The sequence below is a fragment of the Pseudovibrio sp. M1P-2-3 genome (genome assembly GCF_031501865.1).
GTDB lineage: Bacteria > Pseudomonadota > Alphaproteobacteria > Rhizobiales > Stappiaceae > Pseudovibrio > Pseudovibrio corallicola.
In genome coordinates, this window is record NZ_JARRCW010000002.1 from 237,724 (window position 1) to 253,362 (window position 15,639).

A 15,639-nucleotide genomic window follows, 5' to 3' on the forward strand; every position below is an offset into this window, starting at 1 on the left:
AAAATTCTTATACTTAGTATGCTGTTATATAATACCAATTAATATCATGAATTTAAAATAAGTCTTTGAATTACTATGATGTCTGAAAGGTAATTCGAAGGTTATTGATTTCGTGATGAAGCGTTTTAATCTTAATGCCTATATTGGAACCTTCCCAACACAACGGGTAGATAAAGACTTCGTCATTCCTTCTTTTCAGCTTGTTCGGTCTGGCTGTTTGCTGGATAGTCCGCGAGATTTTTTGGTAGCCTTACAGGCGGGATATTTGGCCCGCTTTTATCTCTCCCACCAAGCAACAAAAGACTTTTATTGTTTACCTCACAAAGGCCAGGTCCCAAGAATCGGGCTGATTGGAAAAAGACGGCATTTGAGTGCGCGAACGCTTTCTACCTATCGGGACCATCTGCTCAAATTTTTAGTCTGGTGCGAAGTCCGCGGCAAAGAATGCGGTGATTATCAAAAATATGATCCGATCAACCTAGCTTCGACTCGGGATCCTTTAGGCAAACGTGGAAGTCTTGAGGACTTCGAAGACGATATGCTGAATCGCCAAGAGTTCACGTCAAAGAACCGGGAGATCCTTAAAGCCATTGGGATGGTGGTAAACAGTTATATTCTGTTCCTTGTTGCATATGATGTAAGAACAAGGCCTTTCATTCCCTATGAGTTTTCAATTCCGAAAACTTGGACTGCGGTTTCTGCTGCTCCCCCAAAGCAACCAGACATGCCGCTGTTGAGTGAACTCAAGGCATGGGTACGTGGCACACACGATCTGCGCTTTCGGGTGGTTAGAAGCATCATATGCTTTGGCGGGTTACGTCATCAGGAAGTCCTTTCTTTGACCCGAAGCCATATCCTTCCCCCAACTCAAGTCGAAATGGATCCATCGAACCTCAGAGTTAAACTCCACCTCCTTGGGAAAGGGAATAAGTGGCGCACAACAACGCTTCCGAGGTTTGTCTATGACGACATTAGAGCGTGGATGACAACGGGGCGCCAAGAACTCGAACGTAAGTTATGGGAACGGCAGAAGATAAAGCTGGGCCGTGCGCAACCAGAGGAACCTATATTCATATCGATACGAAGGGATAGATTCAAAAAAGCAATGACAGCAGGTTTTGTTGACCGTGCCTTCTTGAATGTACCGTTCAAACACTGGAGCCCGCATACAGGGCGCCATGCTTTTGCAGTGAACCGTCTTACCGAATTGGTCCTACAGCAGATGAAGGGCCTGTCAAGGACCAGACTGTCTCCGAAAGAGGCTTTTGAGCGTGCAATCCTAACGCAAGGCCCTTTGGAGGTCTTGCGCTTGGAGATGGGCCACTCAAGCGCTGAAACCACGGGACAATACATTCGCTACATGCGAGCAAGAGCGTTTGGTGACCAAGCCATTATAGGTCTTAAGGAAGACATCGAGGAGTTTTATTCATGACCTTCGGTACAACCCCCTCAGACTATGTGATTTATAACTGTGACAAAACGCAGAAGTTGCACTTACGCCCGTTTTATAAAGGCAAACCCAAAGCGACTAGAAGTAACGACATCTATTATCCATTTGCTGGGCAACCTGAGTTGATGCGCGACATTCGTATTGCTCTTGAGGCGCGCGCGAGCAAACTCACAAAACTCAGTAGTATGGGTGTATTTTTTTCAAGTTTTTTCACATTTTGCCATGAGAAAGGCTTAACCGACCTAGGTTTATCGGACCTCACGCAACATCTCATTAATGGGCACTCAGTCTGGCTCAATGAACGCGGCGTTTCCTATGGTCATCGCTCCATAATACATTCACAAGGCAATGCTCTGTTCGCTTATATTCAAGCGCGCATGAATGAACATGCTCCAGGTAAATACCCCAACCTTTCGACTAAAAAAGGAGCAGGTGTTCTTCCAATACAATATCCACGCAACAAAAAACCTAAAATTAGTCGAGCTGCTAAAGACATTAGCACCGACATGATGCCGCAAATCAAACAATATTGCTTGGCCATGCTGGACAAAATTGATTCAGGAAACCCACTGATCTCTATCACCCCCGAATATGGCACAGACAAGTTCAATAAAGCACACGTTATGTTTGATTGCCTTAAATTTGAGGAGGTCGCCATTATCACCGGGAAAAGAAAAGGTTCCTGGTCCAAACAAAAGACAGACTGCTATCCTTGGAAAGGCAAGCCCAGTGTCTATCGAAACACAAATAAATTATGCCATGGGGGCTTTCAAGGCGATATTGTGGAGGCCTTATTTCCAACCTGCGAAGAAGCCACCGCCACACTCTTGCTGATCACTTTGGATACAGGGTTTACCGATGCTGCCAAGCAAATCAGTATCGATCCGATTATTGCAGCTGCAAAGAACAGGAAGGCACCGACTTCAGGTGAGTTTATTACCCTAGCAGCAGGTCAGTCGGGCGCTCGCCCGAAAACAGGAAACGATTATGTTTCCAGAGCCGTTAGCACTACAAAAGGTGGCGCTTATTGGGCTATCAGGCGTATGCAAGGACGCTCTGAACGACTGCGTGCATTGGTTGCACAACATGTGGAGGCTCTTCGAGAAGAGGTATCAGGAAGGAGTGATCATACCATTCCTTCCTTCAAGAAACTCACAAGTCAGCTTGCCATAATGACTAACATCTTGAACCGATGCCTGATCTATCGCAGTGGCGACGGCATACCTAGAAGTGCAACTGAGATCCCTGCTCCGACAATAGCCAGTTTTTTAAATCGAGCTGTGCCTGATAGCGGGCTGACATACTACGACACGCGCCACTTGTTTGCCCAAAAAGTCTTGGAGGAAACAAATAGTCTTTTCACTGTTCAAGAGGCTCTAGGGCACACAAACTTAATGACTACTATGGAGTATCTTCGATCCCGCGGGTTACGGGATCAGGCATATGAAACATATTCTCGTGCCACCGGAATAACCTACGACGAAATCTCTCAGAAATATATGATCAATGTGGCGGCAATCCGGGAACGGTTCAAACATGGCGGTTCTAATCTTTCGGTGAGTTCCCGGGCCAAGTTCAACATGACGTGTGTGGGGGCTCGCTGTACCTCTCCTTTTGAGCCACCCGACTTCGCAGATCCTAATAACTCCTGCAGGAATGGGGAACGGCAGTGTAATTCCAATAGGTGTATCCTGTGTCCACACTCCCTTTGGAACCCGCGTGAAGATGGCTTTGCAACTTTAGCTGCTTGGGAACAGATGCGGCTCAAGCAGGAACATGCCCAGCAGCGGGATCCGGAATTACGCTATTGGCTGGAGCTTCAACTGGAAGCCTGGAACGGCCTGCTTACAGAATGCCCAGAAGACATAAGAAGGGCCGTTAAGGAGCTCGTTGCAAAAGAGGGTGGTGATGCACGCTGACGCTTTCCAGACTGCTGTTGAGTTAACACCGGCAGATCTTATGGCCGCGAAATCCAGCCAAATTGAATGGTCCGCGCCGTGGAATGAGATAAAGAATAAAATTTCCCTGTGTCACGGATTTCGCCTTGAAGATGATGTCTGGGTGTTTCCAGAAACACAAATCAGCCGTAACTTAGCCAAACGCAAAATTGATTTTACCAGAATTGAACCGTCACCAAAAAATCCAGACCTAATTGGCTTAAAACGACGTGTGAAGCGTATGGTGTGGCTGTACTTGCATGATCAGTCTACAATTGCATTAACGCCTGTAACTAAGCAAATCTATAGCCATTGCTTCATTTTGATGGTCAATATTCTATCTCAAAAGAAAGTACATATTCCCGATGCCAATGATGGGTGCCCCGATGGTAATCCGTTATTCGCCTCCATCAATGAAAGCGATTTCGACCTTTGGGTACCCGTCACCAAGCAGATGCGCAATGGTATCAGTTTGGTGCATGTGGTTTTCGAAGACACTCAGGATGGCTTTTGTTTTTCTCCTCAGTCATACACTCAGTATATCCAGGCAAAGAAATGCAGGACGAATGAACACAAGGGTTTAAACACAAGAGCTGTCGTTTTTGGAGCGCTTGAGGACCACGATCTATCGCAGCTTTTGCACCTCTGTACGACCTATATTGGATACATCGAAATTGCAGAAACACTTTGGGAGTGGCGGGAGGATCACAGAGAACGCCTGGATCGAACCGGTGAGGCAACAGAGCTGTTTAGCGTCAGGAAGCGTAACGGCAAATATGCTTTCAAACATGGCCCTCAATGTTCCAAAATAATCGCAGCTGATTTTGAAGCTAAGGTCATGGCACCCAATCATCAAGCCTGGGCCAAGAAAGGGCTAATTGACAGCCAAGGGTGCTTCATTGCCCCTATTCTGGGTCAATCCAATATTCTTTACACGAAACCCTTTGATTTTCGATATGAGCAGGCGCTTCTAACCTTTGTCAGATCAATCAGAACTGCTGCATTAATTTATGTCTTGTTTCTTACTGGTATGCGCGTGCAAGAAGCATTTGCACTGAAAGAGGACCTTTATGTCCCAACACAGCAAGACTTTGACCTGATCAAGGGACGTGTGTTCAAAAACACTGGTTCAACTCATGGAGAACTACGTGATTGGTCATACCCCAAAATTGCATCCCCTGTGCTAGAGGTTGCCAAGCGTTCTAAAGCACTTCATGAAACAATTGCAGCAACTAATCCGGATGACAAATTGTTTTTGAAACATGCGGGAGAAGTAAGGCAAATCGGGAAGTTACTAAAAGAGCAGTATAGGTGTGAAGGGGCACTCGATAGCTTATTGAAGCGCCTGCGCCCCAGCTCAATCTCTTTGGTTGTGCGCACTGGGCGAGATCTGCTGGCGGTTAAAATCCAAGCTGGGCATGATTTGATCGAACAAACCTCAGCCTACGCACAATCCAACCCCAATCATTCTTATATAGAAGCACTCGAAGTTGAACATCGCAAGTTAGACCGCCAGTTTGGTTACAACATACTCAAAGCACTGACGAACTTTAAAGGGCACAGAACGCAGAACGACTTGCTTGTTGGCAACACGGTCGAGTTTCTCATAAAAATAGATGCGGTCTCAGAAGAAGATAAGCATCGCAGGGCACGTTTGCAAAGTGCGATTGATACCGCAAACACATCTGATTTTTTGGAAATCTTGAGAGATCTTGGCGATACGTTAGATGATGTTGCTGTATTTTTAGGCGAAGGAGTACGCCGCAACGGCCATGGTCGATATTGTATGGCAAAACGCGGTGGCGCTAACTTCAAAGGTGCCTGCAGTAAAGTGAGCGGCAAGTTGGATGATACGGGCTGCGTCCCGTGGTGCCAATATAACTTTGAAGACTGGATCGGGCTGGATAAGCGCGCTGAAGATACTGAACGACTCCTCAAACGCTTTGAGCAACAATTTGATGGGAAAGTTGCTCTGTTCAGAAACCAATTTGTGAACCTCCTCAATGAAGTTCTAAAGACCGTCTGGTCTTTTTCCGGGCCTCTTAAGCGTTACAAAACGGATGTTCGAATTGCAAACATGGTTGAGCAAGTGCGCGCTTATGATGAAACTTTTTTTTCGTATCTGGATCCCTATGCGCGCCGCACGTTAAAGGAGTATGAAAATGCCTAACAGACACGGCCTACCCACTAAATCTGAGCAAAAATATGCCAGTGTACTAGCGGTCGTTGAGGCATTTGAACTTGAGAAAAAGGAAACTGAAAGCATGGGGTGTCAGTTCAAGGCGCCTACAAAATCCAAAATCCAACGCTTGGCTAAGGTGAGTAAAAACTATCTCGATCTTTTGGCAAAAAATGATGATTTATATGTGCGTGTAGAAGCCTTACGAAGTCGGCCTGTTGCCACTCGAAAACGAGTGAGCATTGAAGAGGCCCGTCTTGCTCAAATTAGGAAACTTGAAGATCAACTGCAAAAAACAAACACAGATAATACCAGACTGCGGGATGAGAAACTTCGCTTGATATTGGAGCTTCGCCAGGCAACCGCCCAAGTTGAGCAATTATTGAATTACTGCTTATCAATTGGAAAAGAGCTACCTAAACTTGAGAAGGTCTTTTCCAATAACGAGGTTCTCGAGTTTCCTAGGCACGACTGAACATCCTCGAACGCCGCTTTCTTTTTGGGCTATTGAAACGCGTAGAGGTAGCTCGGGAAATTTGGATTAGTAGTTTTAAGTAGAGTTTGTTCGTGGATTCGGCATGATGCCAAGAACATGAGCTAGCTGCCATGCCGGATGTGTTTGCGTAGCCAAACAGGCTAAGGCCGAGCCAGAACTGGGCATCAAGCACCTGTACGCCAAGATCGGCGAGTGGGCACAAAATCGATCTGTGCCTGCTGCACAACTTAAGGCGGTAAAGCCCAATCAGATCTGGGCCTCAGACTGACCTACATTCCCATGTACAAGGTTTTAGTTTATCTGGTCGCGACCCTCTACCGGTACACCCGTAAGGTGCAGCCTGGGAACTATCTGTGACAGATTGCATTAGATGCAAACGGCTGCGGCACAGATAGAAATAGACATATTTTGTCGTTATCTAAGCATAGATAATCAGCTAGTCAGGGGTAGTTTGCGGGAGAGGGCAAAATACTACCTTAAAGATGGGATAGCAGATCAGATATTTTTTCGTACCCATGTCCCTGTAGAACCTTTAGTGCAATATCACGACTTTTCCTGTCTGCTATGGGGTCTTCTTGATAGGTGACTGCCTGCAACTGATCTATATATTCTGCGCCTAGATCATGCTCCATTGCGCCAGCTATAACTAAAGCAAGGTACCAATCATAAGGATATAAACTACCAGTCATTTCTGTCGCCAAATAAGTAGTAACGCTTTGCGGACCGCTTTCGGTAATAACTTTAAACTTATCTATTCGCCTATATCCTTTTCCAGCTCCTTCTAAACGGTCAAGCAAAGGTAACTCATCAGCCGCTATCTTGAATAAGACACCACGCGCATCAAAGGAATCAGAAGTCTCAATAAGAGTAGCTTTACCCGAGCCATCTTTGCTCTTTTTGGAGAACTCTAGTTTATAGTTTTTGGCGACTGCTTTGCCAATTATCCTTGCGCTGGGGCAACGTCTTCTAAGTCGACTACTTAACATGTTGGAACCGTATGCGAAGTAGATAAAATGTGTCACTAGAACAACTCCGTTTTTAAGTACTTTTGGAAGTTGTATCTGTGGCAACGGCGAAATACGATGTCAACGTACGTATGTATACCTGTTGAGACTGGCAATCATCAGACTAAACTCTGATTAAATGCGAGCAAAAGGAAGGCGGGATTTCTTTTGCTTCTCGGGCTGCATTCGAGTTCACTAATTTGGGTTCTAGCATTGGCATTGTTTTTGCTGAGTACTCGCCATGACCAAGCATTACATAAGTCTTTGGATTAAACGGCCTCTAACAAATGGCAACCGCATCGCACTAACAATAAATCTATGAGGGTGAAGATGATTTCAGAGCGGTTCGAAGATTTCGCACAGTCTCTACGCGTGTTTATCGAGCAGAAATATAAGTATCAAGACCTTTTTCTTGTTGATGCCAACGAAGCTATTGGCAACGTGGAACTTGCATGCAAAGGCATTTTGGATACGTTTGCCAGCTTGTATGATGCAACTCGCTCGATACCAAGGATAAAATTCGACTTTTATAGTAGCCCATTATGTAGCTGTGTACTCGCATATAGGAATGCAAAACATCACAACAAGGCACACGGGATACGGAGTGTGCACCGACATGCGCAGCAAAATGAACGCCGAGACTATCTCTTAGTGAATTATCCAGCAGGAAAAGGTGAGGAAGGAGGTGGTTTCATTGAGCACTATGTGTCTTGGGGCGACTTCCGCGAGTTGTTTGAAATGCCTCGTCAGGAAAATAGATTACGTGCAGATGCAGGCGATCTCATCCGGGGTAAATTATCAGCTGAAGAATTTGAGCTTTTTGCGGAACGCGGTAGAGTCTCAATAAACAGGATCTTCATCAACATGATACCTGTGATTATCGGTGCTGGATCAGAGTTTGTACCTCACCTTCAATCTTATATCCAACCGCAGAGTACTGAGGCAGAGCACTTCCTCCTGCACTTCCAACACGTTGAGCAGGCCAACTTTCAAAAACCTGAGTATATTGAGCTTTCTAGCGCAATTTTTGGCTAGCTAGCACAATCTATGCGCAAATCTAAGCTATTAGCTGGATATGAACTCAAGGGGTTTAGGCGACGATTGCTTGGCATATTATATCAACAGTTGAGACAGGCACTAAAAGCCACCAATTTTTGTCTTAGGTTCTCGCTGATAAACTCACTTAGATGGTTACGGTTAAGAGTTGTCAATCATCAGGGCTCAACCCACAGATGGCAGACTAAAGGACTTAATCCTACAACTTAGGCAACTGCAATCAAACGTCTATAAGGCGTTTGATATACGCCAAGTGTAAGCGTTTGATAGTAAAACGAAAAGCTATCAAAATAAAATAGATGCTCGTCGCCATTATCGTCTATCAGGACTACATCAGCGCTTCCAAGCGGGCCACCTTTATTAGCCCGACAATATTCTACGATTTTATCAAATACCAATGTTTCCTGCAATTTAGAAAACCGAGCGGCAAACGCTGAAGACTGTATGAAGTGTCGGCAAGGGCTATTCGGATCAAAATCCTCACCACGATGTACTGGGTGGGGATGATCTGTAATCAGACCAATGATTGGTAACTCCTTACCCCAGGTTTCAACGCCTCGCCAAAAAGTAGTCGTGTGGGTATTACCGTAAGTTTCCTTGAGCTGCTTCAATGCATCGAAGGAAGGTTTCTGGGAAAGACATTCTTCAGCAAATCTATCGCGTAAAAACAGCAACCTTCCCGCCGCAAAGTTTGCTTCTGCTTCTAGTGTCGCATGACAAGAAGGGATAAGTGTCTTAGCGTTGTCTCCCAACATCGCACCAGCATGCCAAGGTAAGAGACTATGGCCGATTTCATGGGCTTCGTGCCATCGATGTTTCAGCTTTGGCTGATCCTTATCTAACAAGATTCGCTTGCGATCTGGTATATATAGAGCTCGCAAATCCCATTTGCGAACTGCATCAAGAATACGCGAAGGACGGGCAAGCACTTGCCTACCTGCCATTGACATTTTAGATACAACTTCTTGTAGAATGCTAGGGTCTTCAGCTGAGTAGTAAGCGAGATCAAGTTTGAGAAGCTCTCGAACAGTGTCGAGATCTAGAGGCGGTTCCGGATTGCCTAAATCTCTTAATACTCTATCGATCTTTCGATCAATATCTGCGGCTGTTTTCGCTTTTAAGATTTCATTTTTCGCCAACTACTTGCCCGCCTCTTAACTATTGATCCTTAGTATCTTCGCTCAAAACTGAGATAAGTCCATTTAATATTGCATGCTCTTCATCTGACAAAACGTCTATAGATGCAGATTTCGCGGCATACCGGACTGCTTCTTCGACATATTGATCATCTTTAGAATATGTAAGTCCAGATAAAGTCATCAGTTTTTCTTGAGAAACACCAAAGGCTTCAGATAACTGATAAAGTGTACGGGCATCGGGTAAATAGGCAGTGTTGTTCTCGAGGCTGAGCAGGTCACCAATCTCAACATCCGCTTTTAACGCTAGATCTTCGATCGACAAACCTCGATCACGACGCATGAGGTTAATGAAGCGTCCAAGTGCAAACCGTGACGCATCAGGATTCTCTTCTATGGTATCTTCTTTAATGGATACAGGATTGACAGCAATCATACCTGCCGCAACATCAAGACCGTCTTCTCGTTTACTAGCAGCGCGGCACCATGCTTTGGTGATATTGAATGTCATTCTCCTCTTCCTTTCTCAAGGAACCTTTGTGCACTATCAGGATCAAACTCGAAATAGCGCAGGTTATGATAACTCGCATCTTGTCCTAAGTCAGTCATACCACATGCATTTGCATAGAAAACATTCGATTGTGGCAATGAATGCAGACCAACTTTACCTTTGAAGCCCTCTAGTATACTTTGTTGGATAGCTGCGTTTATAAGTATTGAGCCACAGCCGCCAAACTTTGCAGCTTCATCCCTGACATCATTTCTATTCCATGGGGCAGCTTCTAGAAAATCGACATAAACAATGTGTTGACTTTTTTGGCTGGGCAGTTGGGCTCGCTTGGTCAGATCAATTATCATCATAGCCTGCGTCATGTTTTCCGCTACAATTGCGAATGATAAATTAGATAACTGTGTTGCAATTGCGTTTTGCTTATCACGCCAGTTCCAATGTCGACTCTGAGGCCAAAAATTGCGACTTATGTTTTGCTGATTTAGCCTTTTTAATTGACTCTGCAGGTGTGGAACCCATTCGGCTTCCCAATCGGCAAGATTTTTATCTGTAATGCCGTTCCATAGTTCCGCATCAACATCTTTATCTAAATGTTTATCTCGTAACCAAATCGGCGTTATATCAGAAGGCCTCTTCGCGATCATAGCATCATGATCTCCGCTTTTTCTTTTGAAGCCTCATCCTCAAAGAACAGCTTATCACCTCTCTCGAGGCGCTCTTCAACACGCTGATAAAGGCGAAGAGCTTGCCGAAGCAAGACAGTTTTACTCAAATCTTTTTTCTCGCATAGCTCCTCCAGGACAACCATTTCGGCTTCGGTGAGATTCAGTGTCATGGTCTTTTTTGACATTTTTTATGCTCCCTTTCTCTCCGTATACTATTTTTCCTGGAAAAAAGCAATAAAAAATATCTTACAATTGGCTATTGCATAGCTAAAAAATAGCTATTATATATTGAATGGTGAGCATTGGCATTGTGCCATGCAAAAGAAAATGGATTTAAGTAATGCGAGACGAAATTGACATCGAGAGCTGGGTTAGCAGCCAGGGTGATACCGAGATCCCACAAAGCAAAAACTACCTTTTACGTCTTTGGGGAAATGATGGGTTTGATGAGAAACGGAGAATTTCTGACGGGGAGCCAACTGGCCGCCAGATCCTTGAGACATTTGATCGTTTGCCAGCTGATGAACATGTACTCCTTTACCTCCCACGTCATGGCAAAGTTGAAACAGTTGAGTTGGATGAAACGGTTAACTTGAGGGAGCGTGGCCCAGAGCGCTTCTTTGCGTTCAAATCAGACAGATTGCACTATTTTGTAGTCAATGGTCGACGTTTTGCATGGGGGGCTTCGAGTATTTCAGTATCACTCATTAAATTAATTGCTCGGGTACCAGCAAATGACACCTTGATTTTAGAACGTTCTAACGAACCAGATATCGAGTTATCAGATGAAGATTATGTCGAGTTGATTGGACTAGAACTTGAGCGTTTAGTCTCACGTGAACAAAGCTGGAAGCTTAATGTTCAAGGCGTAGTTCTGTCCTTCACGAAGCCATTTGTAATCGTGAAAGAAGCATTAGCCGAAGCAGGCTTTGACCCAAATTCTGGCTGGATTGCCATACTTAAACGAAAAGGTGAACCAAAGCTACAAGTTGCTATGAATGATCAAATTGACTTGAGTTTGCCGGGAATAGAAAAACTTCGTCTTACACCAGCAGAAATCAACAATGGCGAGGCGCAACCTGCTGCCCGTCGCGAGTTTGCATTGTTGGATAAAGATGAGGCTTACCTCAATGAACGAGGTTTTTCCTGGGAAACCTTCCAAGAAAATGGGCGTCGTTGGCTGATCCTCAAGAACTTTGTTTTGCCGAGAGGCTACAATCATGACGTCGTCAATATTGCAATTGATGTACCGCCAACCTACCCGCATTCTGAAATTGATATGTTTCATTGCCTTCCGCACCTAATGCTAGGCTCAGGCTTAGGAATTGGTGAAACAAATGGAAGAACACAAATTGAAGGTCAGCAATTTCAGCAATGGTCCCGCCATCTTTACGGTCAAACACGCTGGAACCCTGCCACAGACAGTGTGATGACGCATTTAGCTGTGATTGAAGCAGCTTTGCTGAAGGAGGTTGGGGAATGACCCGAAGTTTTACGCTTACAAAAGCACAACACTCAGCACTGAGAAGCATGCTATATCCCGGTGACAACCTTGAATCCGCTGCCATCTTGATCTGTCGCTTCACTGGTCCTCAAAAAGAACGTCTCATTGTTCGAGATATCTTGAATGTGCCGGATGGTTTATGCGTCCATCGTTCTCAGGACTTTATCAAGTGGCCCGGACAGTGTGTTGAAGAAGCCATTGATCGAGCTGAACCGTGTGGTGATGCAATCATATTGATTCATAGTCATCCAGGTGGGATGTTTGAGTTTTCCAAGCATGATAATAAAAGTGATAGGCAGACAATGCCGTCATTATTCGAGGCAATCAATGCCGACGGTTTCCATCATGGGTCAGCAATAATGACGCCTAATGGCGCAATTAAAGTTCGGCTTTATCGGAAAGACGGAGCGATTAAAGGTATTGCTCGAGTTCTTAGTGTTGGAACTGATCTCAGAGAGCTATCAGCAAACTCCAATATACCAATGGCCTTCGGAGCGCAAATGACTAAAGCTCTGAAAGAGCAAACAGCTTGCGTCGTAGGCGTATCAGGGACAGGATCACTTGTTGCCGAACTTCTCGCTCGCATGGGTGTAGGTCGCCTTATATTGATAGACTTCGACATTATGGAACCCAAAAACCTAAATCGAATTGTCAACTCAACTCTTCAGGATGCAATCAGCAATCGCTCAAAAGTAGAGATGATGGCAGTAGCTATCCGGCAATATTCGCCGAAGGTAAAAGTGATAACAATCCAGGGCTCAATCGAAGAGGTTGACGCAATAATTGCAGCTTCAGCTGCAGATATTATCTTTTCATGTGTTGATAGGATGACAGGTCGTAGCTTTGCTGAGTTGCTGGCACAATCATGCCTCATCCCACTCATTGATCTTGGAGTTACAATACCGACAAGAAAAGATCCGGCAGGGATCTCTCATATTGCAGATGTGTGCGGTCGAATTGACTATGTTTGGCCAGGTGGCCCAAATCTTACAGATCGAAATGTCGTAACTCCAGAAGGTCTTCGCAGGGAGTATCTAGAGACAAATGCCCCAGAGACTGCACAGAGAGAGTTGGACGCAGGGTATTTGAAAGGAGTACACGAGGAAGCCCCGTCTGTGATGGCGCTCAACATGAGAGTAGCCGGAGATGCAGTGCTAGAATGGACAACACGTTTGTTCAACTTTCGTCATGATGGCAATGAAGGGTTTGCTAGAACCTTGTTTTCTTTAGCAGGCGGCGAAATCGATTACATTGGTGAGGCTGATTTTACGTTAAGTGAAAAAATAGACCTTGGCCGAGGCTTAGCCCAACCTCTTTTGGGTCTACCATGTATGACAACGTCTACCGAAAAGGATGCCGCATGAAAGTCCTAGCTTGGATACGACGATTGTGGCAACGATACGGGCCGCGCCGCAAGTTGCTAATTATTGAATACGATGATTTACCGAACCTAATATCATCACGGCATCTTTATCTTTGTCGTGATGACGGGGATGACTGGTCAGTAGCAATGCGCTGCCCTTGTGGCTGTGGTGACACGTTAGAGATGATGCTTCTTGAAGAAGCTAGTCCTAACTGGAAGCTCAGATCTTCAGAAAATCAAGCTCCAACTCTTCACCCCTCGGTATGGAGAAAATCGGGGTGCGGTGCGCATTTCTGGTTACGGGACGGTCATATTTATTGGTGTGATTAATGAACAGTGATTTCCCCGATTAAAGGTTGCGATAGCAATCAATGACCTTGTTGATGTCGCTTCACAACATCCATCACAGTGTTCTTGCTGATACCAAGCTCTCGAGCAATCCAACGGTAACTTCGGCCTGCAGAAACAAACTCCAAAACTTTGGGTGCCAGCCGGTCAGATTTCGGGCGTTGGCCTGGCTGTCGACCAAGCTTCTTGCCCCTTGCCTTTGCAGCCGCCAAACCAGACTTGACCCGTTCACTGATCAGATCTCGTTCAAACTCTGCAATCCCGGAAAGGAATGTGGCCATCATCCGTCCATGGGGTGTTGAGAGATCAAAAGTCATACCATTTAAGGCAACAACAGAAACCTTCCGGCTGTTGAGTTCACCAAGGGTACTTAGCAGGTCAGTCGTAGACCTACCCCAGCGTGAAAGCTCAGTCACCAAAACGGCATCAACCTGTCTTGCCTGTGCAAGTGCCATCACCTTCTTCCGCTCTGATCGGTCAACCTTTGCTCCGGACTCCGTTTCTTTGAAGATGCCGACGATTTCGTAACCAGCTCGATATGCAAAGGCGAGCAAATCTTGTTCTTGTCGCTCACAAGACTGATCTGCAGTTGAAACACGGCAATAGATGACTGCTTGCTGTCCCAATTAAACCCTCCTGGAAATTGATGCCTGAAGGCCTTGATTTTACTGGACCGAATAGTGTCCAAAACAGACAATACTCCAACTGGGACATAAAGTGTATGCCGCGCCGCACCATCCTGACAGAAAGCCAACGTGAAAAACTATTCGCATTGCCATCTGATGAGATCACATTCCGGAAGCATTACATTTTGAGCAATAATGGCCTCTACCATATTCGCCAGCGACGACAACAACAAGTTTCGCTCTTCAGCTTTGCGCACGAAAGCTGCCGCTGTCAGTCGTAACAAAGGGATACACTTTCCTCAGTATTTTTCGTAGAGGTGGCTTTGATCGAAATCGACCTCACCAGCACCGCAGTTCAAACATCGCTCACCACAGTAACTTTCATTGTAGGACCATCCCCCTGCCCACCCACAGCAAGGGCAAAAATCCCATACCTCAACATCCCCCCAAGCCCATGGACTCGCAAATTCAGGAATCGCATCGCGATCATAAGAGACAATTTCAAACGGGTCCGATCCAACAGTAATGTAAGCCATCGATGAATGGTATTTCAGCGCATCGATCACATCGCTTGCACCCAATGAGAACCATTCTCGCGTCAGATGCTTTGATGCATACCGTTTATGCAAAGTGCGCTCAACGACCGCGTCTTGTGTGATCCCTTGTGTGCGGATTTCACCCATCAATGCCAGTTCATCTGGGTTGCCAGTTTGAAGGTTTGACATACGCCGCTTCACGTTGACAGAACGTCCGATTTTGATCCGCAACGGATCCACCGCATCATCTGAAAGTTCAGTGATAAAATAGACCGTCATAATGTGCGTCTTACCTCTTACGTAAAGCGCGAAGCCGCAGGCACGAAGAACTACCAGGCAGGCAACGGCTGCAAGGTACTCGGTATGAAAGTTTATGTAATGAAAAACGACAGGCCATAAGCCTGCCGCTCTCAACGCTCGCGGCCATCGGCATCCCTGCCTGTACCGCCCAGTAAGGATACGCCCTAAAAAGGGGGCCGATCAATTAGATACAAATGATAGAGGTAAATCTCACTTTACCAATAACCTATCTATAAAACAGGGAAAAACCGAACTCTCAATGCTCATTAAATATCCTGGGGGAGCCGCGCGAGCGGCGGGGGCAAAGCCCCAACATGAGATGCCTAATGGTGATTACTCATAGATAGACAAGCATTTCGGTCTTTACTTTTGTAATGCATTTTCACCTTCCAAATTGAGATACGATTTTGTGACAAACTTTTCCAAAATTACCGAATTAGTTCATATGATATTGAATTAGCTAATGATGTTGAAGTTTTTGGGAAAATTACACTATCTAAGGCCCACGGTGTTAAAACAGGAACACGT

Annotated in this window: 15 protein-coding genes; 8 read left to right on the forward strand and 7 right to left on the reverse strand. The window is 45.4% G+C overall.

Annotated features, from left to right (window positions below; genetic code table 11):
• The first annotated feature begins 115 nt into the window (after window positions 1-115).
• The 4 genes from P6574_RS21550 to P6574_RS21565 are packed head-to-tail and all read left to right on the forward strand — an operon-like array spanning window position 116 to window position 6,041.
• Window positions 116-1,432: a tyrosine-type recombinase/integrase gene (locus tag P6574_RS21550; RefSeq protein ID WP_310622397.1), complete on the forward strand. Its 1,317-nt coding sequence runs from the start codon at window positions 116-118 to the stop codon at window positions 1,430-1,432.
• Window positions 1,429-3,369 (forward strand): tyrosine-type recombinase/integrase, encoded by a 1,941-nt coding sequence (locus P6574_RS21555; RefSeq protein WP_310622398.1) that lies wholly within the window; start codon window positions 1,429-1,431, stop codon window positions 3,367-3,369. The genes P6574_RS21550 and P6574_RS21555 overlap by 4 nt, the downstream gene beginning before the upstream one ends.
• The gene (locus P6574_RS21560; RefSeq protein ID WP_310622399.1) at window positions 3,359-5,557 is read left to right on the forward strand and encodes a hypothetical protein; all 2,199 of its coding nucleotides are present in this window, start codon (window positions 3,359-3,361) and stop codon (window positions 5,555-5,557) included. The genes P6574_RS21555 and P6574_RS21560 overlap by 11 nt, the downstream gene beginning before the upstream one ends.
• Entirely contained in the window at window positions 5,550-6,041 is a 492-nt protein-coding gene (locus P6574_RS21565; protein WP_310622400.1) for a hypothetical protein, read from the forward strand. The genes P6574_RS21560 and P6574_RS21565 overlap by 8 nt, the downstream gene beginning before the upstream one ends.
• A gap of 497 nt (window positions 6,042-6,538) precedes the next feature.
• Here P6574_RS21565 and P6574_RS21570 read toward each other — a convergent pair whose 3' ends face one another.
• Window positions 6,539-7,084 carry a gamma-glutamylcyclotransferase family protein gene (locus P6574_RS21570; protein WP_310622401.1) on the reverse strand — a complete coding sequence of 182 codons (546 nt, stop codon included), beginning with the start codon at window positions 7,082-7,084 and terminating at the stop codon, window positions 6,539-6,541.
• 312 nt (window positions 7,085-7,396) lie between these two features.
• Here P6574_RS21570 and P6574_RS21575 point away from each other — a divergent pair, with 312 nt between their 5' ends.
• Window positions 7,397-8,101 (forward strand): hypothetical protein, encoded by a 705-nt coding sequence (locus P6574_RS21575; RefSeq protein ID WP_310622402.1) that lies wholly within the window; start codon window positions 7,397-7,399, stop codon window positions 8,099-8,101.
• A 227-nt stretch (window positions 8,102-8,328) separates the two neighbouring features.
• Here the strand turns inward: P6574_RS21575 and P6574_RS21580 are convergent, their stop codons facing one another.
• From P6574_RS21580 to P6574_RS21595, 4 genes are read right to left on the reverse strand one after another with little or no spacing between them, the layout of a single operon-like run.
• The gene (locus P6574_RS21580; protein WP_310622403.1) at window positions 8,329-9,261 is read right to left on the reverse strand and encodes an ImmA/IrrE family metallo-endopeptidase; all 933 of its coding nucleotides are present in this window, start codon (window positions 9,259-9,261) and stop codon (window positions 8,329-8,331) included.
• Between the two features lie 19 nt (window positions 9,262-9,280).
• Window positions 9,281-9,769 (reverse strand): helix-turn-helix domain-containing protein, encoded by a 489-nt coding sequence (locus P6574_RS21585; RefSeq protein WP_310622404.1) that lies wholly within the window; start codon window positions 9,767-9,769, stop codon window positions 9,281-9,283.
• Window positions 9,766-10,413, reverse strand: a complete 648-nt coding sequence (locus P6574_RS21590) for a GNAT family N-acetyltransferase (RefSeq protein ID WP_310622405.1) — start codon at window positions 10,411-10,413, stop codon at window positions 9,766-9,768. The genes P6574_RS21585 and P6574_RS21590 overlap by 4 nt, the downstream gene beginning before the upstream one ends.
• Window positions 10,410-10,619, reverse strand: coding sequence for a ribbon-helix-helix protein, CopG family (locus P6574_RS21595; protein WP_310622406.1), 210 nt, complete (start codon window positions 10,617-10,619; stop codon window positions 10,410-10,412). Before P6574_RS21595 ends, P6574_RS21590 begins: the two co-directional genes overlap by 4 nt.
• 155 nt (window positions 10,620-10,774) lie before the next feature.
• Between P6574_RS21595 and P6574_RS21600 the strand changes: the two genes are divergently transcribed.
• The 3 genes from P6574_RS21600 to P6574_RS21610 all read left to right on the forward strand — a co-directional run bounded on the left by P6574_RS21600 (window position 10,775) and on the right by P6574_RS21610 (window position 13,631).
• Window positions 10,775-11,917 carry a multiubiquitin domain-containing protein gene (locus tag P6574_RS21600; RefSeq protein WP_310622407.1) on the forward strand — a complete coding sequence of 381 codons (1,143 nt, stop codon included), beginning with the start codon at window positions 10,775-10,777 and terminating at the stop codon, window positions 11,915-11,917.
• Entirely contained in the window at window positions 11,914-13,302 is a 1,389-nt protein-coding gene (locus P6574_RS21605; RefSeq protein ID WP_310622408.1) for a ThiF family adenylyltransferase, read from the forward strand. Before P6574_RS21600 ends, P6574_RS21605 begins: the two co-directional genes overlap by 4 nt.
• 146 nt (window positions 13,303-13,448) lie before the next feature.
• Entirely contained in the window at window positions 13,449-13,631 is a 183-nt protein-coding gene (locus P6574_RS21610; protein ID WP_310622413.1) for a DUF6527 family protein, read from the forward strand.
• Between the two features lie 38 nt (window positions 13,632-13,669).
• On the opposite strand, the gene P6574_RS21615 is transcribed toward P6574_RS21610, so the two are convergent.
• Entirely contained in the window at window positions 13,670-14,275 is a 606-nt protein-coding gene (locus P6574_RS21615) for a recombinase family protein (RefSeq protein ID WP_310622409.1), read from the reverse strand.
• Window positions 14,276-14,574: 299 nt separating this feature from the next.
• Window positions 14,575-15,090, reverse strand: coding sequence for a GIY-YIG nuclease family protein (locus P6574_RS21620; RefSeq protein WP_310622410.1), 516 nt, complete (start codon window positions 15,088-15,090; stop codon window positions 14,575-14,577).
• Window positions 15,091-15,639 lie beyond the last annotated feature (549 nt).